We start from the raw sequence: 25,102 nt of genomic DNA on the forward strand, positions 1-25,102 counted from the left end.
GGCGCTCTCGCGGCAGCGCGTCAGTCCTTCCGCAGTGCGGCCAGGAACATGGCGTCGGTGTCGTGGCGGTGCGGCCAGAGCTGAACGTACGGCCCGTCTCCCAGCGACTCCGGATCGAAGACATCGCCCGCGACCAGCGGGCGAGCGTCGAGGCGGCTCACCCCGGCCACCTCCGTGAGCACCGTGTCGACCACCTCGACGGTCTCGGCCGGATGCGGCGAGCACGTCGAGTACACGACCACACCGCCCGGCTTCACCAGATGCAGGGCTTCGGCGAGCAGCTCCCTCTGCAGGGTCACCAGCTCCGGGAGGTCTTCGGGCCGCCGACGCCAGCGGGCCTCCGGGCGCCGTCGCAGCGACCCCAGTCCCGAACAGGGGGCGTCCACCAGAATCCGGTCGAAGCCCGGCTCCAGTCCCGATGACCGGCCGTCGGCGACGTGAACGGTCACCGGCAGCGAGTCGACCACCTTCTCGATCAGCTCGGCACGATGCGCAGAGATCTCGACGGCGTCCAGATGAGCGCCCGACACCTCGGCGAGCGACCCCAGCAGCGCGGCCTTGCCGCCCGGACCGGCGCAGAGGTCGAGCCACCGGCCGCCGTCGTCGCCGACGTCGGCACGTGCCAGCGCGACCGCGACCAGCTGGCTCCCCTCGTCCTGGACTCCGGCGAAGCCCTCCCGCACCGCGTCGAGCTCGCCCGGATCACCGCCCTCGGGCAGGTACACGCAGTACGGCGAATAGCGTCCCTCGTCGCCGCCGCTGATCAACGCGAGTTCCTCGGCGGTGATCTGTCCCGGCCGTGCGACGAGATGCACGATCGGCCGCTCGTCGTCGGCGGCGAGCGCCGCCTGCAGCTCACCCGTCGACCCGCCGAGCGCCCGGTGGAAGACCTCGCCGATCCACCGCGGATGCGCATACGTGAACGACAGGTTGCCGATGCGATCGTCCATCATCGACGGCGCGAGTTCGTCGATCCAGAGCTGCTCGTCGCGCTGACTCACCTTGCGCAGGACCGCGTTGACGAATCCGGACGGTCCCATCCCGTTCTCGCTGCGCGCGATGTCGACGGAGGTCGACACCGCCGCGTGCGACCCGATCCGCGTCCGCAACAGCTGATAGGTCCCCAGCCGCAGTACGTCGAGCAGGCTTCCGTCGATCTCGTCGACGGGGCGGCCCGCCGCGGCGGCGATCACGGCGTCGAGCAGGCCGAGAGACCGAGCCGAACCGTAGGTCAGCTCCGTGGCCAGCGCGGCGTCCCGGCCGGTGATCCTCCGCTCGCGAAGCAGTCTGGGCAGCAGTAGATTCGCGTACGCGTCGCGTTCGCGCACCGCCCGCAGCACATCGCGCGCCACGATGCGTGCCGGGTCGAGATCCTTCTCGCGGTACTTGCGCTCCGGGCGCCGATCGCCGCTCCGATGCTCCGCAGGGCTCATGCGAAGTGCTCCGTTCCGTCGAGCCGGCTGCCACGTGCCCAGTCGGCGGCGTTCATCGATTTCTTACCCGGCGCCTGCACCGTCGTCAGCCGCACCGCACCGGACGCCGTGCCGACGAAGACCGCCTTCTTGGTGACCGCGAGCGCTCCGCACTCCAGAGCTCCCGGGACATCGGCGTCGCCGTCGACCGGGATCACCGGGCCGAGTTTGATACGTGCGTCGCCGAGCATCGTCCACGCGCCCGGTGCCGGGGTGTGGGCGCGCACCGTGCGCCCGATGATGTGCGACGGCAGGTCCCAGCGCACGCGCGCATCGTCGGTCGTGATCTTCCCGGCGTGCGAGACGCCTTCGGCGTCCTGGGGCACCGGAGCCAGTTCGCCCGCCGCGATCCCGTCCACGACGGCGCGGAGCAGGCCCGAGCCCGACACCGAGAGCCGCTCGAGGAGATCGCCCGCGGTGTCGGTGTCGCGGATCCGCTCGGTGAGCGTGCCGTAGACGGGTCCGGTGTCGAGTCCGGCTTCGAGAGCGAAGACGCTCGCCCCGGTGAACTCGTCGCCCGCGGCGATGGCCGCCTGCACCGGAGCGGCTCCCCGCCACGCGGGCAGTACCGAGAAGTGCAGGTTCACCCAGCCGCGAGGCAGCATGTCCAGCACGCTCTGCGGGATAAGTCCGCCGTATGCGACGACGACGCCGAGGTCGGCGTTCCACCGGACCAGCGCCTGGGCCACCTCCGGATCGGACATCCGGCGGGGCGTCAGGACGTCGATCCCGTGGCTGTCGGCGAGCGTCCCGACCTCCGACCGGATCATCCGGCGTCCGCGGCCGGCCGTGGTGTCCGGTCTGGTGATGACGCCGACCACCTCGTGGTCGGGCGAATCGAGCAGTTCCTGCAGGGTCGGCACCGCCACCTCGGGCGTGCCGGCGAACACCAGCCTCATGTCAACCAATCGTAGAGGGATCGACTTGGACCCTGATGCCCGCGGTGTCGTCATGCCGGGCGTTCCGGAGCGCCTGGGCGTTACGCAGTGCCTCGGCCAGTGACCGCCCGGCGCTGCGCGGTGTGCGCAACAGCATGCGATCCACCGGCCCCGACTCGTCCAGGCCGGCGGGACGGCGCACCCCCGCGGGCAGCGGCACCGGCCCCAGCGTCTCGGCCTCCGGCGGCATGGTGAGCAGGTCGAGGAACGCCGACACGGCCGCGGGCGGTCCGTCCACCGACGCCATCGTCACCGCGGGCGGGAACTTCAACTCCAACCGTTGCCGCAGTTCGGCGGTGGCGAAGCCCACCGGATCCCACCGGATGAGCGCCTGTACCGGCGACGCGGCCGCGTCGGCAACCACCACCACGCGGCCGCCCTCGGCGCGGGGCCGCACCAGCGTCGCCACCGCCATCCAGGCGCGGACCGCCTCCTCGGCGGCACGCAGATCCTCCCGGTCCAGCTGCGCCCAGGTGTCCAGCAGCACCGCGGCCCCGTAGCCGCCCGGCGCGCGCGGCGCCGCGCCCGGCGTGGCGATCACCACCCGCGGCCCGGCCGGCACCTCGTCCACGATCTTGTCGCCGGAGGAGGTGACGATCGGGACGCCGCGGAAGGCGCGTCCGAGTTCTTCGGCGGTGCGCCGATCCCCGATCATCAACGCGCGCACCGCGGTGCCCGCGCACACCGGACAGACGAAGCGGTTCTCCGGTCGTCCGCACCACCGGCAGGCGAGGTCGCCGCGTTCGCTCATCTGCAGCGGACCGTTGCAGGCTCGGCACCGGGCGTGCGCGCGGCACCGGGCGCACGCCACCGACGGCAGGTAACCGCGCCGAGGCACGCTGAACAGCACCGCCTGGTCGGCGGCGAGGGCTCGCCGGGCCGCGTCGAAGGCGATCGCCGGTATCCGCGCGGTCCGCGCCATCGGATCGCCCGCCACGCGGCGATCCTCGTCGGAGAGTCCGTCGACGCGCGGCATCGCCTCCCGGACCGCGGCCCGCGGGGCGACGACGTCGAACGCCCAGCCCGACTCCACCAATGCCTGCGCGTCGGTGGTGCGGGAGTGTCCGCCGATCAGCAGCGCCGCCCCGCTGCCGTGGGCGCGGAGAACGGCCACCTCGCGCGGGTGCGGATAGGGCGACCGCGGCTCGTCGAGACTGTCGTCCCCGTCGTCGAAGACCACCACCAGGCCGAGATCGACGACGGGTGCGAAGACGGCGCTGCGCGTGCCGATCACCACCCGTGCCCGTCCGCGCAGCGCCGACAGCCAGCGCCGGTACCTCGCGGTGGGACCGAGGCCCGCGGCGAGAGTCACGCAGGCGTCGCCGAGCAGCGGTTCGCACGCCGCTTCGAGACGATCGAGATCCCGCTGGTCGGGCACCACGATCACCACCCCGCGCCCGGATGCCGCGACCGACGCCGCGAGTTCGGCCAGCCGGGCGGCCACGTCCTCGCCGGGCAGCGCCTGCCAGCAGGCGTGCGGATGCCCTCCGGCGACCGCCTGTTCGATGAACGACCGCCCCGAGTCGTAGACGTCCCAGCCGGCTGCGGCCGGCTCGGCGATCGGCCGCGCCACGTCGTGACTGGCCGCCTCCTTCTCCACCCGTGCGTGCCGCGGCGGGATCGCCAGCCGCAGGACGTCGGCCATCGTGCCCGCGTACCGGTCGGCGACCGCACGGCACAGCGCGGCCAGTTCGGGGGTGAGGACGGGTTCGGGCGAGACGACGCGATCGAGCCACGACAGCGCGCCCTCGTGTTCGCTGCGGTCGAGCCGTTCCAAGAGGTAGCCGTCCACCAACCGGCCGGCGAAACGCACACGGACGCGGACGCCCGGCTGGGCGTCCGCGTCCGTCTTGGCGTCCACGAGGTAATCGAAGGGCCGGTCCAGGTGAGCCAGCCCGAGCATCGGCAGCACACGGGCCACCGGTCGCTGCGGTGCGGCGACCCGCTGATTGCGCGGAGGCTTCGCGGCCACGCGCTCGGTCTCGGCTGTCACACGTCGAGATTAGCGATCGCCTGAGACCGCGCCGCGGCGGACCGCTCCCCGACCTGCAGCCTCGCGCACTCTTACAGGCCTGCGGCCTCGCGGAGTGCGGCGACGCGGTCGGTGCGCTCCCACGGCAGATCCACATCGGTCCGGCCGAAGTGTCCGTACGCGGCGGTCGGTGCGTAGATCGGCCGCAGCAGGTCCAGATCGCGGATGATGGCCCCGGGACGAAGGTCGAAGACCTGCGAGATCGCCTTCTGAATGGTGCCGGGGTCCACCTTCTCGGTGTCGAAGGTCTCGACGAACAGACCGACGGGCGCGGCCTTGCCGATGGCGTAGGCCACCTGGACCTCGATGCGGCTGGCCAGGCCCGCCGCAACGGCGTTCTTCGCCACCCAGCGCATCGCGTAGGCGGCGCTGCGGTCGACCTTCGACGGGTCCTTGCCCGAGAACGCACCGCCGCCGTGACGCGCCATGCCGCCGTAGGTGTCGACGATGATCTTGCGGCCGGTGAGACCGGCGTCGCCCATCGGTCCGCCGAGCACGAAGCTGCCGGTGGGGTTCACCAGCAGACGCGGGTCGGAGGTGTCGAGCTTCACCGGGAGGTCGAGTTCGGCGAAGACCGGCTCGAGGACGTGCTTGCGGATGTCGGGGGCGAGCATGCCCTCGATGTCGATGTCGGCGGCGTGCTGCGTGGAGACCACCACGGTGTCGAGACGGACCGGGGTGTCGCCCGCGTACTCGATGGTGACCTGAGTCTTGCCGTCGGGACGCAGGTACGGCAGGACGCCGTCCTTGCGGACCTGGGTCAGCCGGCGCGAGAGCCGGTGGGCCAGCGCGATCGGCAGCGGCATCAGCTCGGGCGTCTCGTCGGTGGCGTAACCGAACATCAGGCCCTGGTCGCCTGCACCCTGCTGGTCGATGTCGTCGTCGTGGGTGCCGGTGCGCTTCTCGTGCGAGTGGGTCAGGCCCTGGGCGATCTCCGGCGACTGCGCGCCGATCGCGATGTTGACGCCGCACGACGTGCCGTCGAAGCCCTTGGTGGACGAGTCGTAGCCGATCTCGAGGATCTTCTCGCGCACGATGGTCGGGATGTCGACGTAGGCGGTGGTGCTGACCTCGCCCGCGACATGCACCTGACCGGTGGTGACCAGGGTCTCCACGGCCACCTTGGCCTTCGGATCCTTCGCGAGCATCGCGTCCAGGATCGAGTCGCTGATCGCGTCACAGATCTTGTCCGGATGACCCTCGGTGACGGATTCGCTCGTGAATAGACGGGACGCTGAGGCGCTCATCGGTTCCTCTCGGGGTTGTGTGTCAGTTCGTTGCCGTCTCGTTCGCCGGTGCCGGCGCGCGAGGGCACCTGTCCATCTGGCACGAGAGCGGCCACTTCGTCAAGGATTCTGCTCGCCATCAAAGTTTTTGAGCCGAATGGCAGTCCGGTCTCGCGGCCGTCCGCGGTCAGCAGCCAGCCGGTGTTGTCCTCGGTGCCGAACGCCTTGCCGCCGCCGACGGCGTTGACGACCAGCAGGTCGCAGCCCTTTCTGCGGAGCTTGGCGCGGCCGTGGTCGAGGACTCCGCCGTCGGCGTCACCGGTCTCTGCGGCGAATCCGACGATCACGGTACTCCGGGGAATCCGGCCCTGCGCACGGTCGGCGACCAGGCCGGCGAGAATATCGGGGTTGGTGTCCAAGTGGATGGGAGAGGGTCCGTCGTCGCCCTTCTTGATCTTGGCGCCGGCCACCGCCGTGGGCCGGAAGTCGGCGACGGCGGCCGCCATGATCACCACGTCGGCATCCGCGGCCCGCGTGGTCATCTCCGACTGCATCTCGCGTGCGGAGTCCACGTGAACGATCTCGACCGATGCCGGCTCACCCGGATCCGAGGTGGCGCCGGAGACCAGCGTCACCCGGGCTCCGCGCTGCGAGGCCGCCCGGGCCAGGGCGTACCCCTGTTTGCCGGAACTGTGGTTGCCCAGGTATCGCACCGGGTCGAGAGCCTCGCGGGTGCCGCCGGCGCTGATCACCATGCGCACACCCGACAGGTCGTAGGGCAGAGCGTCGGCGCGGGTCAGCAGGAGATCCCCCAGCGCCGCGATCTCGGCGGGCTCGGGCATGCGCCCGGCACCGCTGTCGGTGCCGGTGAGACGCCCCACGGCCGGAGTCATGACCGTCACGCCGCGACTCCGGAGGGTCGCGACATTGGCGACGGTAGCCGGATGCTCCCACATCTCGGTGTGCATCGCCGGAACGAACAGCACCGGACAGCTCACCGTGAGCAGCGATGCGGTCAGCAGGTCGTCGGCGCGACCCGCGACCGCGCGGGCCATCAGGTCCGCCGTCGCCGGCGCGACGATCACCAGGTCGGCGCGGCGTCCCAGCGCCACATGCGCCACCTCGTCGACGTCGTCGAAGACCTCGGTGCTGACCGGGTTGCCCGACAGCGCCTCGAAGGTGGCGGCCCCGACGAAGTTGAGGGCGGCCCTGGTCGGCATCACTCGGACGTCGTGCCCCGCCTCGGTGTAGTGCCGGATGACCGAACACACCTTGTATGCGGCGATACCGCCGCCCACACCGATCAGGATGTGCGCTTTGGACACCTGTGGGGCCTACTCGCCCTCGGTGTGCTCGAGCAGGTCCGAGTGGATCTCACGCATCGCGATCGAGAGCGGCTTCTCCTGGACGCCCGGCTCCACGAGGGGGCCGACGTACTCGAGGATGCCCTCGGCGAGCTGGTTGTAGTAGTCGTTGATCTGCCGGGCGCGCTTGGCCGCGTAGATCACCAGGGCGTACTTCGACGAGGTGCGCTCGAGCAGTTCGTCGATCGGCGGATTGGTGATACCCAGCGGGGCGTCGTAGACGGGCTCGTCCACAACCACGGTTGATTCGGTCTCGGTCTGAGTGCTCACTCAATTCTCCTGCGAAGTCTCTGCTTGGGCCTGCTCCTCTAACGGCGGCCCAACCAGCAAGTTTACCAATTGTTCGGCGGCCGCGTCGACATCGTCGTTCACCACGACGTGTTGGAACTCCTCGCGGGCGGCCATCTCCGACCGCGCCGTCTCCAGTCGACGGTCGATCACCTCCTGGGATTCAGTGCCGCGGCCGGTCAGCCGCTCCACCAGAGTCTCCCAGCTCGGCGGCGCCAGGAACACCGTCGTCGCCTCCGGCATCGCCGTCACCACGTTGCGGCATCCCACCAGGTCGACCTCCAGCAGCACGGGCGAGCCGGATTCGAGGGCCTCGCGCACCGGAGCCGCGGGTGTTCCCGAACGTTGCAGTCCTCCGTGGATGTCGGCCCATTCGAGGAGTTCGCCGTTCTCGATCATCGAGTCGAACTTCTCTCGGCTCACGAAGTGGTAGTCGTGACCGTCCACCTCACCCGGCCGCGGATCGCGGGTCGTCGCCGACACGCTGAACCACAGATCGGGAACGAGCTCGCGCAGCCGTGCGACGACGGTCGACTTTCCGACAGCCGAGGGGCCGACCAGTACAACCAGTCGGCCCCTCCGTCGGGTGTGCTCCCGGGTCACGCTCAGGAGCTGAACTTCTCGAGAAGCGCCTTGCGCTGGCGGTCACCGAGACCGCGGACACGGCGAGTCGGAGCGATCTCCAGCTCGGTCATGATCTCCTGCGCCTTCACCTTGCCCACCTTCGGCAGGGCCTCGAGAAGGGCCGAGACCTTCATCTTGCCGAGGATCTCGTCGTTCTCTGCGTCGGCCAGCACCTGCTGCAGGTTGGTGCCGCCGCTCTTCAGGCGGTTCTTGAGCTCCGCGCGCACCCGGCGAGCGGCAGCCGCCTTCTCGAGCGCTGCAGCGCGCTGCTCATCGGTCAACTGGGGAAGAGCCACGGTTCCTCCGTCTTTCGTGTCTACAGTTCGGTTTGTCCACGCGACGCTATACGAACATCTCGTGTTTTTCCGCTTCGGGGCCGTGCGGCCCCTACGAGCGAATCGGATCCAGCCTAACGCTCGACGCCTTGTCCCATGCAATCGGAGTCCCATGCAATCGGACCAGCACAAACGGTACCCGCTCCGCCGCCGTTTCCGGTGAAGCGCACCGGGCGCGCCCGCACTCGGTGTCGCAGGAGAGCGCCGATCACCTCGGAACCACATCGATCGTCCGGGAACAACACGGCGTGCGACGGCGGATGCGGCACAAGGTACCGTGCCCTCCATGCTCAGTGACCTTCGAACCCTTGCTCGTGTCCTGACCGACGACCTCGCCCCGTCCAGCGCCAGCGAGTCGGTGGTGCTCTCGGAACGTCCGCACGCCAAGCTGATCCGCTTCGGTTCAGCGGACCAACTCCGGGCGGCTCGGGAGTCCGGTCAGGTCCCGGTGCTGCTGGTCCCGCCGCTGGCGGTGCCCGCCCATTGCTACGACCTGGCACCCGGCGCCCAGCCGGGCAACTCGGTGGTCGAGTTCCTGCTCGGCACCGGTACCGTTCCGTACGTCATCGACTTCGGCGACGTGGGCTACGCCGACCGCCGGCTCGGTTTCGAGGACTACTTCGGCACCTTCATCCCCCGCGCGATCGGCGAGGTGATCGACGATTTCCGGGCCGGGCCGGACGCGGTCGACCTCATGGGCTGGAGCCTCGGCGGCACCCTGTCGCTGATGACCGCGGCCGCACAGCGCGACCTGCCGATCCGCTCGGTCATCACCGTCGGCACACCGCTCAACTACCAGAAGATCGAGCCCTATCCCCTGCTCCGGAGGTTGCTCGGCCCCACGCAGGGCAAGCCGGTCACCTATCTGCTCCGCGCGCTGGGCGGCATCCCGTCGATCGCCGTACAACTCGCCTACCGAGCGAGCTCGTGGGATCGCGAACTGCGCAAGCCGCAGTACATTCTGGCGAACCTCCGAGACACCGACGCGCTGGTCGGCATGCAGGTGATCGACCGCTTCCAGAACTCGCTGCCCGGCTACCCGGGAAAGGTCAGCGAGCAGATGCTGGTGAATCTCATCCTGCGCGATGAGATCGCACGCGGCGAACTGCACTTCGGATCGGTCACCGTCGATCTCACGTCCATCACGGCGCCGGTCTTCATGGCCGGCTCGCACCGTGACGCGATCGTCAGCCACGCGGCGGCCGAGCACGGACTGAGCCTGTTCACCGACTCCGTCCACGCCGAGTTCCACACCGTCGAGACCAGCCACCTCGGACTGCTGACCGGGGCCGTCGCCGAACAGGAGACCTGGCCCGCGATCGCCGCTTTCCGCGAGGAGATCGGCCGCTACTGAACGGCCCCGTGGCTCCGCGCCATCCGCGAAACCCGCAGACCCCGCACAGCCGCGACGTTCGACGACGGAACCCCCGTCCGGGACGGGGGTTCCGTCGTCGAGTGTCGCGTCAGTGGTGAGCGGCTACCGCAGCGCCGCCTCGACCTCGTCTCTGGTCGCGGACGCCGCGGCCGCGAGGGCCGCCGGATCGGGTCCCGCGCGCAGGATGCTGCGGCTGGCCGCCGGCAGCAGCCACGACGGATCCGAACCGTCGAAGATCCGGGCCAGATCGGCCGCGGTGGCGCCCTGGGCGCCCAATCCCGGCGACAGCACGGGACCGGCCAGGCGGCTCAGATCCAATCCGTGTTCGCGTGTCGCGCCGACCACCACGCCGACCGTTCCGGAGCCATCGGCGTTCACCTCCGCGGCGGCGTCGACGATCGACTGTCCGACGGTCCGACCGCCGGCGTCGGCCGTCTGCACCGAGCCGCCCTCGGGATTGGAGGTGCGGGCGAGGGCGAAGACGCCGCGCGCGGTGGTCCGCGCCTTGTGAACAGCCGGTTCGAGCGATCCGAAACCCAGGTACGGTGAGAGGGTCACCGCATCGGAGCACAGGGGCGACGCGTCGTCGAGCCATGCCGCGGTGTACGCCGCCATGGTGGAGCCGATGTCGCCGCGCTTGGCGTCGGCGAGGACCACCGCCCCCGCCTCTCGGCAGCCGGCGATCACATCCTCCAGGACCGCGAAGCCCGCGGCGCCGAAGACCTCGAAGAAGGCGACCTGCGGTTTGATGACGGCGGCGGTGGGACCGAGGCCCTCGACGCAGGCGTCGGCGAAGGCGCGCAGCCCGTCGACGGTCACCGGCAGACCCCACTGCTCGAGCAGCGCCCCGTGCGGGTCGATTCCCGCGCACAGCCGTCCGCGCTCGGCGACGACCGCCCGGTATCGCGCCGCGAAACCGGACGATCGTGCCGTCGCTTCTATCACTTTCCGGCCTCTATCACTTGCCCGCCTGCATCTCCGCGTGGCGGCGCTGCAGTGATCGCACGCTCATCGTGGCGTTCAGCGTCGCCTCGATGCCGAGCACCGCAGCGCCCGCACCCTGCACGGTGGTGATGAACGGCACCGTCGCGGCGATCGCGGCGGCACGGATCTCGTACCCGTCGACGCGCGGTCCGGCGGTGCCGAACGGCGTGTTGATGATGAGGTCCACCTTGCGCTCTCTGATGGCGTCGATGACGGTCCGCTCACCCTCCTTGGCCTCGAAGTACTTGCGCACGGTCTCCACCTGGATACCGTTGCGGCGCAGCACGTCCGCGGTACCGCCGGTGGCGAGAACGGTGAAGCCCAGGTCGGCGAGGCGCTTCATCGGGGAGATGATCGAGGCCTTGTCGCGATCGGCCACCGACACGAAGACCGTGCCCGAGCGAGGGAGCGCTCCCCCGGCCGCCTCCTGCGACTTGGCGAAGGCGCGGCCGAAATCGTCGTCGAGTCCCATGACCTCACCGGTCGACTTCATCTCGGGACTCAGCAGCGAGTCGACGCCGGTCCCGTCCTCCCGCCGGAAGCGGTTGAACGGCAGCACGGCCTCCTTGACCGCCACCGGGGCGTTCGCCGGGGTGACCGAACCGTCGCCCTCCGCGGGCAGGATGCCCTGGGTGCGCAGTTCGGCGATCGACATGCCCAGCATGACTCGCGCGCACGCCTTCGCCAGCGGCACCGCGGTGGCCTTCGAGACGAAGGGCACCGTGCGGCTCGCCCGCGGGTTGGCCTCGAGCACGTACAGCACGTCGCCGGCGAGCGCGTACTGAACGTTCATCAGGCCGCGCACGCCCAGACCCCTGGCCAGCGCCGCGGTCGAGGTCCGCACCCGCTCCACCACATCGGCGCCGAGCGTGATCGGGGGCAGCGCGCACGCCGAGTCGCCGGAGTGGATGCCCGCCTCCTCGATGTGCTCCATGATGCCGCCGATGTAGACCTCGTCGCCGTCGCACAGCGCGTCGACGTCGATCTCGACGGCGCCCTCCAGGAACCGGTCGACCAGCACCGGGCGGTCGTCGGAGATCTCGGTGGCGTTCGCGATGTAGTCGGCCAGCCCCTGCTCGTCGTAGACGATCTGCATGCCGCGGCCGCCGAGCACGTACGACGGGCGGACCAGCACCGGGTAGCCGATTCCGGCCGCGATGTCCTTGGCGCCCTCGAAGGTGGTGGCGGTCCCGAACTGCGGTGCGGGCAGGCCCGCCTCGACGAGTACCTTGCCGAACTCGCCGCGGTCCTCCGCCAGATCGATCGCGGCCGGGCTGGTGCCGACGATCGGCACGCCCGCGGCCTCGAGCCGTGCGGCGAGCCCCAGCGGAGTCTGCCCGCCGAGTTGGACGATGACGCCCGCGACGGTGCCCGACTGCGATTCGGCGTGGTACACCTCCAGGACGTCCTCGAAGGTCAGCGGCTCGAAGTACAGGCGGTCGGCGGTGTCGTAGTCGGTGGAGACCGTCTCCGGGTTGCAGTTCACCATGACCGTCTCGTAGCCGGCCTCCGACAGCGTGAGCGCGGCGTGGACGCAGGAGTAGTCGAACTCGATGCCCTGGCCGATTCGGTTGGGTCCCGAGCCCAGGATCAGCACCTTGGGCCGCTCGGTCTGCGCGGCGATCTCGGTGGTCGCCGCCGGATCGAGTTCGTAGGAGCTGTAGTGGTACGGGGTCTTCGCTTCGAACTCGGCGGCGCAGGTGTCGACCGTCTTGTAGACCGGGCGCACGCCCATGCCCGTCCGCAGTTCGCGGATCGCGTCCTCGTCGGTACCGCGGAGGACTGCGATCTGGCGGTCCGAGAGTCCGTTGCTCTTGGCGACCCGCAGGGTGAACTCGTCGAGGCTCTCGGCGTCGCGGACCTCGTGACCGATCTGTCGGATGCCGTCGATCTCGGCCAGGAACCACGGGTCGATCGAGGTCGCCTCGTAGATCCGGTCGATGCCGACGCCCGCCTCCAGCAGCAGCATGATCTTGTACATGCGGCCGTCCCTGCCGACCGACACCTCCGACAGCAGCGCCTCGGTGTCGATGGTCGCCGGGTCGGGCCGGTCGGCCTCGGTCCAGAAGCCCGCCGCCTTGGTCTCCAGTGATCGCATCACCTTGCCGAAGGCCTCGGCGAAACTGCGGCCCAGGCTCATCGCCTCGCCCACCGACTTCATCGTGGTGGTCAGCGTGTCGTCGGCGCCCGGGAACTTCTCGAACGCGAAACGCGGAGCCTTGACGACCACGTAGTCGAGCGCCGGCTCGAAGCACGCGGGCGTGACCCGGGTGATGTCGTTCATGATCTCGTCGAGCGAGTAGCCGATGGCCAGCTTGGCCGCCATCTTGGCGATCGGGTAGCCGGTCGCCTTCGACGCCAGCGCCGACGAGCGCGACACTCGCGGGTTCATCTCGATGACCACCAGTCGGCCGTCGCGCGGGTTCTGGGCGAACTGGATGTTGCAACCGCCGGTGTCGACGCCCACCTTGCGGAGGATGGCGATCGACTGATCGCGCATGATCTGGTACTCGCGGTCGGTCAGCGTCATCGCGGGTGCGACGGTGATCGAGTCTCCGGTGTGCACACCGACCGGATCGACGTTCTCGATCGAGCAGATCACGACGACGTTGTCCTTGTTGTCGCGCATCAGCTCGAGCTCGTACTCCTTCCAGCCGAGGATGGACTCCTCGATCAGGACGTTCGCCGTGGGCGAGGCCGCCAGGCCGCCGCCGGCGATCCGGTCCAGATCGGCTTCGTCGTAGGCCATGCCGGAGCCGAGTCCGCCCATGGTGAACGACGGCCGCACCACCACCGGGTAGCCGAGCTCCTCGACGGTCGCGTGCACCTCCTCCATGGTGTGGCAGACCCGCGAGCGGGCGCTCTCGCCACCGATCTCGGTGACGATGTCCTTGAACATCTGGCGGTCCTCGCCGCGCTGGATGGCGTCGAAGTCGGCGCCGATCAGCTCGATGTCGTGCTTGGCGAGAATGCCCTTCTCATGCAGGCCGACCGCCGCGTTGAGCGCGGTCTGACCGCCCAGGGTCGCGAGCACGGCGTCGATCGGGTGGCCGCCGGCGGCTTCGGTCTCGATGACCTTCTCGATGTACTCCGGAGTGATCGGCTCCACGTACGTGGCGTCGGCGAACTCGGGATCGGTCATGATCGTGGCCGGATTGGAGTTGACCAGCGACACGCGCAGGCCCTCGGCCTTGAGCACCCGGCAGGCCTGGGTGCCCGAGTAGTCGAACTCGCAGGCCTGGCCGATGACGATCGGGCCGGACCCGATCACCAGAACGTGGGAGATGTCTGTACGGCGAGGCATTACGCGCGGGTTCCTTTCATGGCGGAGTTCTCCATCACGTTGACGAACTTGTCGAAGAGGTTGGCGGCGTCGTGCGGTCCGGACGCGGCCTCCGGGTGGTACTGCACGGAGAACGCCTGGCCGGACAGCAACTCCACACCCTCCACGACGCCGTCGTTGGCGCAGACGTGGGAGACGCGGGCACGGCCGAGGTCGGTGTCGAACTCCTCGCCCGCTTCGCCCTCGAGGGCGAAGCCGTGGTTCTGCGAGGTGATGGCGACCCGGCCGGTGGTGGTGTCGAGGACCGGGATGTTGATGCCCCGGTGACCGAACTTGAGCTTGTAGGTACTGCGGCCGAAGGCCCGTCCCAGGATCTGGTTGCCGAAGCAGATGCCGAACGTCGGCAGTCCCGCGTCGATCACCTCGCTGGTCAGCGCGACGGCCGCGTCGGCGGTCGCCGGGTCGCCCGGCCCGTTCGAGAGGAAGAAACCGTCCGGGTTCAGAGCGCGGATGTCGGCGTAGGTGGCGTCTGACGGGAGCACGTGCACCTCCACTCCGCGGGCGGCGAGCATGCGCGGGGTGTTGGCCTTGATGCCCATGTCGAGTGCGGCGACGGTGAACTTCGCCTCCCCGCCGGCCGCCTCGACGATGTACGGCTCGGACGTGCTGACCTGCGCCGCGAGATCGGCACCGGCCATCGACGGCTGGGCGCGGACCGCGTCGAGCATCTCCTCGGTGCTGCCGATCGCATCGCCGGAGAAGATCCCGGCGCGCATCGATCCGCTGTCCCGGAGCACGCGCACCAGTGCGCGGGTGTCGATGCCCGCGATGCCGACCACCCCCTGACCGATCAGCTCGTCTTCGAGCGACGAGCCGGCTCGCCAGTTGGAGACGCGTCGCGTGGGGTTGCGGACCGCGTATCCGGCCACCCAGATCTTCCCCGGATCCTGGTGGTCGATGAAGTCCGCCGACCACCGGACCGACGAACGCTTGCCGAGCAGGCTCTCACTGTCCTCGGTGTTCCAGCCGGTGTTACCGATCTGCGGCGCCGTCGCGACGACGATCTGCCGGTGGTAACTCGGGTCGGTCAACGTCTCCTGGTATCCGGTCATCGCGGTGCAGAAGACCGCTTCGCCCAGAGTGCGTCCCGTGGCGCCGAACGCCTGACCGGTGAAAACCTGGCCGTTCTCCAGCACCATCACCGCTTTGTTCATCACTTGTCTCTCTTCTTCGTCTTCTTGGTGCCAGATTCATGTTCGTCCGTGAGTTCGAGCTCGCGGAAAGCCTTCTCGGTGATCTCCTCGTAGGCCGCCACCCACTCCGGATAGACCGACTTGTCGTCGGCGCGCAGCCCGGAGTCCACCTGGATCCCCGTCGGCAGCGCCCAGCGGATCACCAGCACACCGTCGCGGCTCATCGCCTTGCCCGCGAGCCCACGTTCGGTGCGGACCGCCACGATCGACTCCTCGGGGATCCAGATCTGCGAGGCGCCCGAGCGCTCGATGAGCAATCCGGCCGGGAACGCCGACAACTGAGCGTTGGCGCGGTCTCCGAAGTCGCCGACCGCGATGCGGTTCTGCCAGCTCGGCGCCATCGTGCTGCCGAGGTACAGGCCGGTGTGCGGGCCGCGGATGAGCTCTCCCGGGTCGGCGGGCGCCACCGGCAGTTCTCCGACGGTCTCCGCCTGCCTGCGGCCCCGGTTACGCCAGCCGCGCACCACCATCGCCACCAGTGTCAGCCACACCGCGAGGGCGACGACGGTGACCACCACGTAGTACAGGACCTCGTTCACCGCCACTCACCCGCCGTCTCGCCGAGCTCCGCCGCGGGTCCCCGCGCCGCCGTGACCCGACCGCGCAGGACCGTCGCCTGCACGACGCCCGGCAGCCGCATCGACTCGTAGGGGGTGTTGCCGGACTTGCTGGCCAGTGTCTGGCCGCGGACCTCCCACGAACCGTCCGGATCGATGATCGTCAGATTCGCCGGCTCACCGACGGCGATCGGCCGCCCCTGGTCGTCGAGGCCGACGATCTGCGCCGGCCGTTCGCTCATCACTCGCGCGACGCCGCGCCAGTCGAGCAGTCCGGGCCGGACCATCGTCTCCACCACGATCGACAGCGCCGTCTCCAGACCCAGCATCCCCGGTCGCGCCTGCGAGAACTCGCAGCACTTCTCCTGCGCCGCATGCGGTGCGTGGTCGGTGGCGACGCAGTCGATGACCCCGTCGGCAAGTGCCGCCCGCAACGCCGTCTTGTCGGTCTCCTCGCGCAGCGGCGGGTTGACACGGTTGACGCCGTCGTAGGTCTCCAGCCGCGAGTCGTCCAGCAGCAGGTGGTGCGGAGTGACCTCCGCGGTGATCTCGATCCCCTGGCCGCGGGCCCAGCGGATCAGCTCGACCGTGCCCGCCGTGGACGCGTGCGCGATGTGCACCCGGGCCCCGGCATCGCGCGCCAACAGCGCGTCGCGCGCGACGATCGACTCCTCGGCGGCACGCGGCCAGCCGGTCAGACCCAGCCGCGCGGCGGTCGGACCGTCGTGCGCGACGGCTCCCACAGTCAGCCGCGGATCCTCGGAGTGCTGCGAGATCAACACTCCGAGCCCCTTCGAGTACTCGAGCGCCCTCTTCATGATGACCGGATCGTGCACGCACTTCCCGTCGTCGCTGAACAGCTTCACCGCAGCGTCGCCGTCGGCCATCATGCCCATCTCGGCGAGTTGCTCGCCGGCGAGTCCGACCGTGACCGCACCCACCGGGTGCACGTCCACCAGACCGATCTCCCGGCCGAGGCGCCACACGTGATCGGTGATCGAGGCGTTGTCGGCCACCGGGTCCGTGTTCGCCATCGCGAAGACCGCCGTGTAGCCGCCGCGCGCCGCCGCTCGCGAGCCCGATTCGACGGTCTCGGTGTCCTCACGGCCGGGCTGGCGCAGATGTGTGTGCAGATCGACGAAGCCGGGAAGCAGTACGCCGCCTCCGCCGTCGATCGTGTCCGCCCCCTCGGGAGCCGGCAGGCCGGCGCCGATCGCGGTGATCTCGCCGTCGACGACGGCGACATCCACCGGGTCGCCGTCACCGTAGGGCCGGACGTTGGTGATCAGGACCGAACCGGTGACGGACACTACTTCACTCCTCGGGAATCGTCGGGGGCGCTGCTGTCGGGTGTTCTGCTGTCGGGTCCGCCGATGGACTCCTCGGCTCCCGCGATGAGGCGGAACAGCACCGCCATGCGGACGTGGACGCCGTTGCGGACCTGTTCGAGGACGGTGGCCTGCGGGGTGTCGGCGACGTTGAAGCCGATCTCCATGCCGCGCAGCATCGGGCCGGGATGCAGCACCACGGCGTCGTCGCGCAGCATGGCCATGCGGGTGTCCGAGAGCCCGTAGCGCACCGCGTACTCGCGCGCGCTCGGGAAGAATCCGCCGTTCATGCGTTCGGCCTGGACCCGGAGCATCATCACCGCGTCCGCGGCCGGAAGCTCGGCGTCCAGATCGGTGGCGACCCGGACCGGCCACGTCTGCACGCCCGTCGGCAGCAGGGTCGGCGGTGCCACGAGGACCACCTCGGCACCGAGGGTCGCGAGCAGCCGGGCGTTCGACCGCGCCACGCGCGAGTGCAGGATGTCGCCGACGATCGCCACGCGACGACCTTCGAAACCGCCCAGACGCTGGCGAATCGTGTAGGCGTCGAGGAGCGCCTGCGTGGGGTGTTCATGCGTGCCGTCGCCGGCGTTGATGACCGACGGGCCGGTGGTCGGCAGGCCGGTGACGTCGCTGCCGTCGTTGGTCCACCGCGCCACCTGGGCGGCGGCGCCGGATGCCGGGTGCCGCACCACCAGGGCGTCCGCGCCGAGAGCGCGCAGTGTCTTGGCGGTGTCGCGCAGCGACTCGCCCTTGTTGACCGACGAACTCGATGCGCTGACGTTGATCGCATCGGCGCTCATCCACTTGGCGGCGACCTCGAACGAGACGCGGGTACGCGTCGAGTTCTCGTAGAAGACGGTCATCACCGTCCGGCCACGCAAGGTGGGGAGTTTGCGGACCTCACGGCCGGCGAGCGCCTGCTCGAACCGCTGGGCCTCGTCGAGGATGTCGAGCGCGTCGTCGCGGGACAGGTCGGCGGCGGAGAGCAGGTGCTTCATCGGAGCACCACCTCGTCGATCCCGTCGTGCTCCACCAGGTGGACTTCGACGTCCTCGTCCCGGGAGGTCGGGACGTTCTTGCCGACGTAGTCGGCGCGCAGGGGCAACTCCCGGTGGCCGCGATCGACCAGCACCGCGAGTTGCACCGCGGACGGACGGCCGAGATCGCGCAGCGCGTCGAGCGCAGCTCGCACGGTGCGGCCGGAGAAGAGGACGTCGTCGACGAGGATCACCAGCGCGCCGTCGACGCCGCCCTCGGGGACGAGCGTCCGTTCGAGCGGGCGATGGGGCTTGTCGCGAAGGTCGTCGCGGTAGAGCGTGATGTCGAGGTAGCCGGTCGGCACCCGGACGCCGGAGAACTCGGCGATCCGCTCGGCCAGCCGCACTGCCAGCGAGGTGCCCCGCGTGGGGATACCGATGAGCAGGACCCGACGGGCGTCGGGAGCGTCCAGAGCGGTCTTCTCGATCACTTGATGTGCCATGCGTGCCACCGTGCGCCCGACGTCAGAAGCGTCGAGTAACACACGCTGAGGGCGCGCACGATCGACCGGCGGAGCCAAGTCGACCTCCTTCTCCGCCTCACTGGACGGGTCGTTAAAGGAAATTCTCTTGTCGAGCCAGAACTTGCTCTCGAGGAGCCAGTCTACTCCGCCGAGGCCGCCGCCCTGACCTGAGGGGCCAGTTCGGCGACCTTGCCGAGGACGCCGTTGACGAACGACGGGGAATCGTCGGTCGAGAGCTCCTTGGCGAGCTCGACGGCCTCGTCGAGCACGACGTCGATGTCGACGTCGGTCGCGTACAGCAGCTCCCAGACGGCCAGCCGCAGAATGGCGCGGTCGACCGCCGGGAGCCGGTGCAGCTTCCAGTTCTCCAGATGCGACTCGATCACGGCGTCCACCTGGGAGGCGTCCGTGGTGACACCCTCGACGACGCGCACGGTGTACTCGTACATCGTTCCGACGCTGTCGTCGGTGGGGTAGATCTCGCGCCGCTCAGCGATCAGCTGGGTGGCCTTCACGCCCTTGGCTTCCGCCTCGAACAGAAGGTCCACCGCGCGCTTGCGCGCCTTGTGGCGGGTACCGGGTTTCTTCACGTGAGTCGCAGTGCCTGTCTTGCTCGGGGAACGTCGGTGGTGCGGTGTGTCAGCTGTTGACGCGGCCGAGGTAGCTGCCGTCGCGGGAATCGATCTTCAGCTTGTCGCCGGTGTTGATGAACAGCGGCACCTGGACCTCGGCGCCGGTCTCCAGCGTGGCGGGCTTGGAGCCGCCGGTCGATCGATCGCCCTGCAGACCCGGGTCGGTGTGCTGGACCTCGAGTTCGACGGTGACCGGGAGCTCCACCGACAGCGGCGCGCCCTCATGGGTCGAGACCTGGACGGTCATGTTCTCCAGCAGGAAGCGCGCACCGTCGCCGATGACCTCGGGGGCGATGGTGATCTGGTCGAAGGTCTCGCCGTCCATGAACACGTAGTCGGTGCCGTCGTTGTACAGGTAGGTCATGTCGCGACGGTCGACGGTCGCCGTCTCCACCTTGACTCCGGCGTTGAAGGTCTTGTCGACGATCTTTCCCGACAGGACGTTCTTGATCTTGGTGCGCACGAACGCGGGGCCCTTGCCCGGCTTCACATGCTGGAACTCCAGAATCTGCCAGAGCTGGTCGCCCTCCATCTTGAGGACGAGGCCGTTCTTGAAGTCGGCGGTCGACGCCATATGTGTTGTCTCCTCGGAAAGTCACAGGGCGCGGAGCGCCCTCGGGGTGGTCGTCAGCAATCGCGGTCCGGCATCGGTGACCACCAGGGTGTCTTCGATCCGCACGCCGCCGCGCCCGGGCAGGTAGATCCCGGGTTCAACGGTGACCGTTGCGCCGACAGGCAGTGTACCGCTCGCGGCGGCCCCGATTCCCGGACCTTCGTGGATCTCCAACCCCACCCCGTGCCCCAGACCGTGCACGTAGTACTCGCCGTACCCCGCGTCCGCGATCACCTCGCGGGCGACGGCGTCGACCCCCGCCAGGTCGGCGCCGGGAACGAGGGCCTCGCGGCCGGCGAGCTGCGCGGCCTCGACGATCTCGTAGATCTCGCGTTGCCACGCCGCCGCGGCCCCCAGCACATAGGTGCGGGTCATATCCGAGTGATAGCCGCCGGCGACCGCGCCGAAATCCATCTTGACCAGGTCGCCGTCGGCGAGCACCGCATCGGTCGGGCGATGGTGCGGGATCGCCGAGTTCGGCCCGGCGGCGACGATCGTCTCGAAGGCGATGGCGTCGGCGCCGCGCACGTACATCTCCCACTCGAGGTCGCGCGCCACGGCACGCTCGGTGCGGCCCGGGACGATCGCGTCGCGTTCGATCAGAGCGGCGAGGGCCTCGTCGCCGATCCGGCACGCCGACGTGATCAATTCCACTTCACCGGCGTCCTTGACCGCGCGCAGCGCTTCCACCGTTCCGCGCAGCGGGACCAGTTCCGCGCCGGCGTGCTGCGACAGGTCGGTGAACGCCGCCACCGACATCGCGTCCGCCTCGATGCCGATCCGAACGCGCGGGCGCAGGCCGACGGCGTGCTCGACGAGGGCGCGCGGGCAGTCGCGGGCGATCAGCGCCGGCAGGTCGGGTACCTGTGCGGCCACCTGCGACACATATCTGCCGTCCGTCGAGATCGTGTCCTCGGGCCGCTCCGGCCGCTCGGCCCAGACGAGGACCGCCGCGTTGCTGCCGGTGAAACCTGTGAGGTAACGCACGTTGACCAGGTTCGACACGACGATCGCGTCCACCTGGTCCCCCGCCGCGTCGTCTCCCAATGCCCGGGACAATCGAGCGCGCCTGGCCGCGATCGTCGCGCCGGCCTCGGCGTGCGCCGGTTCTTTCCGCATGTCAGCGTTGTTGAACATGTTCCTCCCCGGTATGGTGCATCCATGAGTTCGTGGCTACTGCGTGGCGCCGTGATGTCGATTGTGCACATCGCCGCCCGAATCATTCTCGGTGTCGTCGTCATCACGGCACCTCTGTCCTCGCCACTCGGACGCTGGCTCGCGGTGATCGCCGTGGTGCTGATCGCGGTGATCTGGGGCGGATACGACGGCATCAGGGACGCCCGCGCGCACAGCGACCCCGACGACTATGAGGATCTCACGATGCGCTGGCTCAAGGTCGGCCTCGTGGCCGCCGTCGTGTCGTGCCTCGTGTGCTGGATCCTCGGAACCTTCTGGCTGAACGGTATCGGCCAGGCCTCCTTCTGGATCGAGATGACCGCCGGCGTCTCGTTCATCACCCTCATCGTCTACCTGCCCGCGTTCTTCGGCGTCAGCCTCGGGCGCTTCTTCGTCCGCCGCGACCAACGGAAGGCCGAGTTGAAGGCGCAGGAAGCAGCCGAAGCGCAGACCGCTCAGCTGGCGACCACTGCCTGAGCATCGTCTCCACGACGGCGGGCCGGGAACCTTCGAGGTTCCCGGCCCGCTGTTGTTTGTGCTGTGAGGGGGTTTCGACTCGCTTCGCTCGCTCAACAAGCCTGAGGAGCAGCGCGCGCAATCAGCCTGCCGGGCGGCCCGCTCAACCAGCCTGCCGGGCGGCCCGCTCAACCAGCCTGCCGGGCAGCCAGCTCAGCCGGCCTGCCGGTGGGCACTTCACATCCAGGGTGGTTGAGCGAGCGGAGCGAGTCGAAATCATCCCACCCTCGAACCGCTCACAGCATGATCGGGGCGGGGCCCGAGGCTCCGCCGGAGGCGACGGCCGAGTAGGCGGCCGCGATCAGCGACGGGTCCGGGGCCTCCAGACGGCCGGGCTTCGCCAGACCGTCGAGCACCACGAATCGGAGCATGCCCGACCGGTTCTTCTTGTCGCCGGCCATCGTCTTGAGGAGTTCGCCGAGCGCGTCCTCGTCGTAGGTCGTGGGCAGACCCACGAGTTCGAGGATCCGGCGATGGCGGTCGGCGGTCTCGTCGTCGAGCCGGCCCGCGAGCCGCCCGAGTTCGGCGGCGAAGACCATGCCGACGGAGATCGCGGCCCCGTGACGCCACTTGTAGCGTTCACGGCGTTCGATCGCGTGGCCGAGCGTGTGACCGTAGTTGAGGATCTCCCGCAGTGAGGACTCCTTCAGATCCGCGGACACGACGTCTGCCTTCACCTGGACCGACCGGCGGATCAGCTCCGGCAGGACCGTCCCCTTCGGGTCGAGGGCGGCACCGGGGTCGGCTTCGATCATGTCGAGGATCACCGGATCGGCGATGAATCCGGTCTTGATGACCTCGGCGAGCCCGGCGACGACCTCGTTGTGCGGGACCGTCTCCAGCGTCGCGAGATCGATGAGCACGGCGTCGGGCTCGTGGAACGACCCGACGAGGTTCTTTCCGGCATCGGTGTTGATGCCGGTCTTGCCGCCCACCGCGGCGTCGACCATCGCCAGCAGCGTGGTCGGCACGTGGATGACGCCGATGCCCCGCATCCACGTCGCGGCCACGAAACCGGCGAGGTCGGTGGCGGCACCGCCGCCCAGGCTGATGACCTTGTCGTTGCGCATCATGCCGATGCGTCCGAAGACCTCCCAGCAGAAGGAGGCGACGGAGAGGTCCTTGCCATCCTCGGCGTCCGGGATCTCGACGCGATGCGCATCGAAGCCCTGTTCGGCCAGATACTCGCGGATCTGCTCGGCGGTGGCCTTGAGGGTCGGCTGATAGACGATCGTCACGCGATCGGCGCCCTGCGCCGCTTCGGCGACGTCGGAGAGCAGACCCCGGCCGATCGTCACGTCGTAGGGACTCGCCGCGCGGACGGCGACCTTCACCGGTTCGGTCATGCCTGATCTCCCATGTTCATTGGTCGGCGTTCATTGGTCGGCCCGCACCGCCTGCAGTCGGGCCCGGATGTCGTCGACGACAGTCTGCGGGTTCCGGGCCGCGTCCACCTCGACGGCCGCGACGGCGCGATAGGTCGGTTCTCGGCGCGACAGCAGGTCCGCATAGCGCCGACGTGGGTCGGGGTCGGCGAGCAACGGTCGGTCGGACGCAGCGACGCGCGCGAACCCGGTGTCGGCGCCGACCCTGAGATACACCACGGCGTGGCCGGCGAGCGCCTCGCGGATCGTGTCGGTCATCACCGCTCCTCCGCCCAGCGAGACCACACCGTCGAACCGGCCCAGAACGTCGGTGACGACCTCGGACTCCAGCCGGCGGAAGGCCGGTTCGCCGTCGGCGGCGAAGATGTCCGGGATGCTTCTGCCGGAGCGGCGTTCGAGTTCGTCGTCGGTGTCGCAGAAGGCGACGCCGAGAGCGTGGGCCAGTGCGCGGCCGACGGTCGACTTGCCCGCTCCCATCGGGCCGACGAGAACCGCGGCCGGACGGCCGGTGGCCTGTGCCGTCACGACTGCGGGTGCGGCGGACGGCTCTCGATCACGTCGAGGTAGCTGCGCAGGTTGGCGGCGGTCTCGGAGACCGAGTCGCCGCCGAACTTCTCCAGCGCCGCCTGTGCCAGCACCAGCGCGACCATCGCCTCGGCGACCACACCCGCGGCGGGCACGGCGCACACGTCGCTGCGCTGGTGGATGGCGGTGGCGGGCTCGCCCGTGGTCATGTCGACGGTCGACAGCGCCCGAGGGACCGTCGAGATCGGCTTCATCGCGGCCCGGACACGGACCGACTCGCCGTTGGTCATCCCGCCTTCCAGCCCGCCCGCACGATTGGTGGAGCGAAGCACCCCATCGGCTCCGGGGACCATCTCGTCGTGGGCCTGGCTGCCGCGACGCCGCGCCGTCTCGAAGCCGTCACCGACCTCGACGCCCTTGATGGCCTGGATGCCCATCAGGGCCGCGGCCAGCCGAGCATCGAGCCTGGTCTCGCCGCTGACGTGCGAGCCGAGTCCGATCGGGACACCGGTGGCGATCACCTCGACGACGCCGCCGAGCGTGTCGCCGTCGCGCTTGGCGGCCTCGATCTCGCCGATCATCGACTGCTCGGCGTCCTTGCCGAAGGCGCGGACCGGGCTCTCGTCGATCGCCGACAGATCGGCGGCGGTCGGCGCGGGACCGTCGTACGGCGTACTCGCACCGATCGAGACGACGTGCGAGACGATCTCGATGCCGAAGACCTGCCGCAGGAAGTTCCGGGCCACCGTGCCCGCGGTGACGCGCGCCGCCGTCTCCCGTGCGCTCGCCCGCTCCAGCACCGGGCGGGCGTCGTCGAAGCCGTACTTCAGCATGCCGGAGTAGTCGGCGTGCCCGGGTCGCGGACGGGTCAGCGCCGCATTGCGCGCGCTGCCCTCGAGTTCGTCGGCGTCGACCGGATCGGCCGACATCACCTGTTCCCACTTGGGCCACTCGGTGTTGCCGATCTCGACGGCCACCGGGCCGCCCATCGTCAGCCCGTGGCGGACTCCGCCGATCATCGTGACCTTGTCGGCCTCGAACTTCATACGGGCGCCGCGGCCGTAGCCCAGCCGGCGGCGGGCCAGTTGTTCGGCGATGTCGGACGAGGTGATCTCCACTCCGGCGACCATCCCCTCGACGAGGGCCACCAGGGCCGGGCCATGGGATTCTCCGGCAGTTATCCAGCGCAACACAATGGTCAATTGTTCCAGAAGGGTCCACCGGCGGCACAGGCAGGCACTCCGGACGGTTCCGCCGCCGCGCACCGGTCATGTCAGCAGCAGGAAGAGGATGGTCGACGCCGCGAGGGCGGGCCCGTGCGGCAGGCTGGTCTTTCTGGCGACACCGCAGGTCACGAGGGAGATCACCGCCGCCGCCACCACGACGAGGCCGCTCACGATCGGTTCACCGACCAACGCGCCGCACGGCACGGCGAGCTTGACGTCGCCGCCACCGCAGTGTCCGCGCGCGAAGGCCAGCACATACGGCACGACGGCGACCGCCGCCGATGCTCCGACGACGGGCAGACACACCGCCACGGCGGCGGTGCCCACCATCGCAGGAACGACCAGGGAGTTCGGGATGCGCCCGGTCCGGCGGTCGATCGCGGCGACGAGCAGAAGCCAGGCGGCTGCCAGGAGTTCGGGGACCATCGCTCGAGCGTCCCCGTCCCCTGTGGACCGCGACAATCAC

General features: G+C 69.7%; 24 protein-coding genes. 2 read left to right on the top strand and 22 right to left on the bottom strand.

Annotated features, from left to right (window positions below; genetic code table 11):
• Positions 1-20 precede the first annotated feature (20 nt).
• From ABFX36_RS10790 to mihF, 8 genes are all read right to left on the bottom strand, one after another.
• Positions 21-1,433 carry an RsmB/NOP family class I SAM-dependent RNA methyltransferase gene (locus ABFX36_RS10790; RefSeq protein ID WP_222110813.1) on the bottom strand — a complete coding sequence of 471 codons (1,413 nt, stop codon included), beginning with the start codon at positions 1,431-1,433 and terminating at the stop codon, positions 21-23.
• Positions 1,430-2,371, bottom strand: coding sequence for a methionyl-tRNA formyltransferase (fmt, locus tag ABFX36_RS10795; protein WP_346076278.1), 942 nt, complete (start codon positions 2,369-2,371; stop codon positions 1,430-1,432). Before fmt ends, ABFX36_RS10790 begins: the two co-directional genes overlap by 4 nt.
• Before the next feature lies 1 nt (position 2,372).
• Positions 2,373-4,403, bottom strand: a complete 2,031-nt coding sequence (locus ABFX36_RS10800) for a primosomal protein N' (protein WP_222110814.1) — start codon at positions 4,401-4,403, stop codon at positions 2,373-2,375.
• 71 nt (positions 4,404-4,474) lie between these two features.
• On the bottom strand, positions 4,475-5,689 hold the full coding sequence (gene metK / locus ABFX36_RS10805; RefSeq protein ID WP_006894816.1) for a methionine adenosyltransferase: 1,215 nt from the start codon (positions 5,687-5,689) through the stop codon (positions 4,475-4,477).
• Positions 5,686-6,993 carry a bifunctional phosphopantothenoylcysteine decarboxylase/phosphopantothenate--cysteine ligase CoaBC gene (coaBC, locus tag ABFX36_RS10810; protein ID WP_006894815.1) on the bottom strand — a complete coding sequence of 436 codons (1,308 nt, stop codon included), beginning with the start codon at positions 6,991-6,993 and terminating at the stop codon, positions 5,686-5,688. The genes metK and coaBC overlap by 4 nt, the downstream gene beginning before the upstream one ends.
• Positions 6,994-7,002: 9 nt before the next feature.
• Positions 7,003-7,302, bottom strand: a complete 300-nt coding sequence (rpoZ, locus tag ABFX36_RS10815) for a DNA-directed RNA polymerase subunit omega (protein WP_006894814.1) — start codon at positions 7,300-7,302, stop codon at positions 7,003-7,005.
• Positions 7,303-7,923, bottom strand: coding sequence for a guanylate kinase (gene gmk / locus ABFX36_RS10820; protein ID WP_082084000.1), 621 nt, complete (start codon positions 7,921-7,923; stop codon positions 7,303-7,305).
• A gap of 2 nt (positions 7,924-7,925) precedes the next feature.
• The gene (mihF, locus tag ABFX36_RS10825) at positions 7,926-8,240 is read right to left on the bottom strand and encodes an integration host factor, actinobacterial type (RefSeq protein WP_006894812.1); all 315 of its coding nucleotides are present in this window, start codon (positions 8,238-8,240) and stop codon (positions 7,926-7,928) included.
• 325 nt (positions 8,241-8,565) lie between these two features.
• Between mihF and ABFX36_RS10830 the strand changes: the two genes are divergently transcribed.
• The gene (locus ABFX36_RS10830; protein ID WP_062367511.1) at positions 8,566-9,633 is read left to right on the top strand and encodes an alpha/beta hydrolase; all 1,068 of its coding nucleotides are present in this window, start codon (positions 8,566-8,568) and stop codon (positions 9,631-9,633) included.
• 123 nt (positions 9,634-9,756) lie between these two features.
• On the opposite strand, the gene pyrF is transcribed toward ABFX36_RS10830, so the two are convergent.
• The 10 genes from pyrF to ABFX36_RS10880 all read right to left on the bottom strand — a co-directional run bounded on the left by pyrF (position 9,757) and on the right by ABFX36_RS10880 (position 20,945).
• Positions 9,757-10,599: an orotidine-5'-phosphate decarboxylase gene (pyrF, locus tag ABFX36_RS10835; RefSeq protein WP_062367512.1), complete on the bottom strand. Its 843-nt coding sequence runs from the start codon at positions 10,597-10,599 to the stop codon at positions 9,757-9,759.
• Positions 10,600-10,612: 13 nt separating this feature from the next.
• On the bottom strand, positions 10,613-13,942 hold the full coding sequence (gene carB, locus ABFX36_RS10840) for a carbamoyl-phosphate synthase large subunit (protein ID WP_006894809.1): 3,330 nt from the start codon (positions 13,940-13,942) through the stop codon (positions 10,613-10,615).
• Complete coding sequence (gene carA, locus ABFX36_RS10845; protein WP_006894808.1) at positions 13,942-15,135, bottom strand: glutamine-hydrolyzing carbamoyl-phosphate synthase small subunit; 1,194 nt, start codon at positions 15,133-15,135, stop codon at positions 13,942-13,944. The genes carB and carA overlap by 1 nt, the downstream gene beginning before the upstream one ends.
• Complete coding sequence (locus ABFX36_RS10850; RefSeq protein ID WP_062367534.1) at positions 15,135-15,713, bottom strand: PH-like domain-containing protein; 579 nt, start codon at positions 15,711-15,713, stop codon at positions 15,135-15,137. Before ABFX36_RS10850 ends, carA begins: the two co-directional genes overlap by 1 nt.
• Positions 15,710-17,041: a dihydroorotase gene (locus tag ABFX36_RS10855; RefSeq protein WP_346076283.1), complete on the bottom strand. Its 1,332-nt coding sequence runs from the start codon at positions 17,039-17,041 to the stop codon at positions 15,710-15,712. Before ABFX36_RS10855 ends, ABFX36_RS10850 begins: the two co-directional genes overlap by 4 nt.
• Positions 17,041-18,060 (bottom strand): aspartate carbamoyltransferase catalytic subunit, encoded by a 1,020-nt coding sequence (locus ABFX36_RS10860; protein WP_346076285.1) that lies wholly within the window; start codon positions 18,058-18,060, stop codon positions 17,041-17,043. The genes ABFX36_RS10855 and ABFX36_RS10860 overlap by 1 nt, the downstream gene beginning before the upstream one ends.
• Complete coding sequence (gene pyrR / locus ABFX36_RS10865) at positions 18,057-18,620, bottom strand: bifunctional pyr operon transcriptional regulator/uracil phosphoribosyltransferase PyrR (RefSeq protein WP_006894804.1); 564 nt, start codon at positions 18,618-18,620, stop codon at positions 18,057-18,059. The genes ABFX36_RS10860 and pyrR overlap by 4 nt, the downstream gene beginning before the upstream one ends.
• An 83-nt stretch (positions 18,621-18,703) precedes the next feature.
• Positions 18,704-19,153, bottom strand: a complete 450-nt coding sequence (gene nusB / locus ABFX36_RS10870) for a transcription antitermination factor NusB (RefSeq protein WP_006894803.1) — start codon at positions 19,151-19,153, stop codon at positions 18,704-18,706.
• A 49-nt stretch (positions 19,154-19,202) separates the two neighbouring features.
• Positions 19,203-19,769, bottom strand: a complete 567-nt coding sequence (efp, locus tag ABFX36_RS10875; RefSeq protein WP_006894802.1) for an elongation factor P — start codon at positions 19,767-19,769, stop codon at positions 19,203-19,205.
• A 21-nt stretch (positions 19,770-19,790) separates the two neighbouring features.
• A complete protein-coding gene (locus ABFX36_RS10880) occupies positions 19,791-20,945 on the bottom strand; it encodes an aminopeptidase P family protein (protein ID WP_346076287.1) in 1,155 nt (384 codons plus the stop codon).
• A 24-nt stretch (positions 20,946-20,969) separates the two neighbouring features.
• Between ABFX36_RS10880 and ABFX36_RS10885 the strand changes: the two genes are divergently transcribed.
• Complete coding sequence (locus ABFX36_RS10885; RefSeq protein ID WP_006894800.1) at positions 20,970-21,461, top strand: B-4DMT family transporter; 492 nt, start codon at positions 20,970-20,972, stop codon at positions 21,459-21,461.
• Between the two features lie 275 nt (positions 21,462-21,736).
• Here ABFX36_RS10885 and aroB read toward each other — a convergent pair whose 3' ends face one another.
• Genes aroB through ABFX36_RS10905 form a run of 4 tightly spaced genes read right to left on the bottom strand, consistent with a single transcriptional unit; the run spans position 21,737 to position 25,062 of the window.
• The gene (gene aroB / locus ABFX36_RS10890; protein ID WP_045540468.1) at positions 21,737-22,846 is read right to left on the bottom strand and encodes a 3-dehydroquinate synthase; all 1,110 of its coding nucleotides are present in this window, start codon (positions 22,844-22,846) and stop codon (positions 21,737-21,739) included.
• A 30-nt stretch (positions 22,847-22,876) separates the two neighbouring features.
• Positions 22,877-23,410: a shikimate kinase gene (locus ABFX36_RS10895; protein ID WP_045540469.1), complete on the bottom strand. Its 534-nt coding sequence runs from the start codon at positions 23,408-23,410 to the stop codon at positions 22,877-22,879.
• Complete coding sequence (gene aroC / locus ABFX36_RS10900; RefSeq protein ID WP_045540472.1) at positions 23,407-24,621, bottom strand: chorismate synthase; 1,215 nt, start codon at positions 24,619-24,621, stop codon at positions 23,407-23,409. The genes ABFX36_RS10895 and aroC overlap by 4 nt, the downstream gene beginning before the upstream one ends.
• Before the next feature lie 57 nt (positions 24,622-24,678).
• Complete coding sequence (locus ABFX36_RS10905; protein ID WP_006894794.1) at positions 24,679-25,062, bottom strand: prepilin peptidase; 384 nt, start codon at positions 25,060-25,062, stop codon at positions 24,679-24,681.
• Positions 25,063-25,102 lie beyond the last annotated feature (40 nt).

It is taken from the genome of Gordonia cholesterolivorans, assembly GCF_039531975.1.
Classification (GTDB): Bacteria; Actinomycetota; Actinomycetes; order Mycobacteriales; family Mycobacteriaceae; genus Gordonia; species Gordonia sihwensis.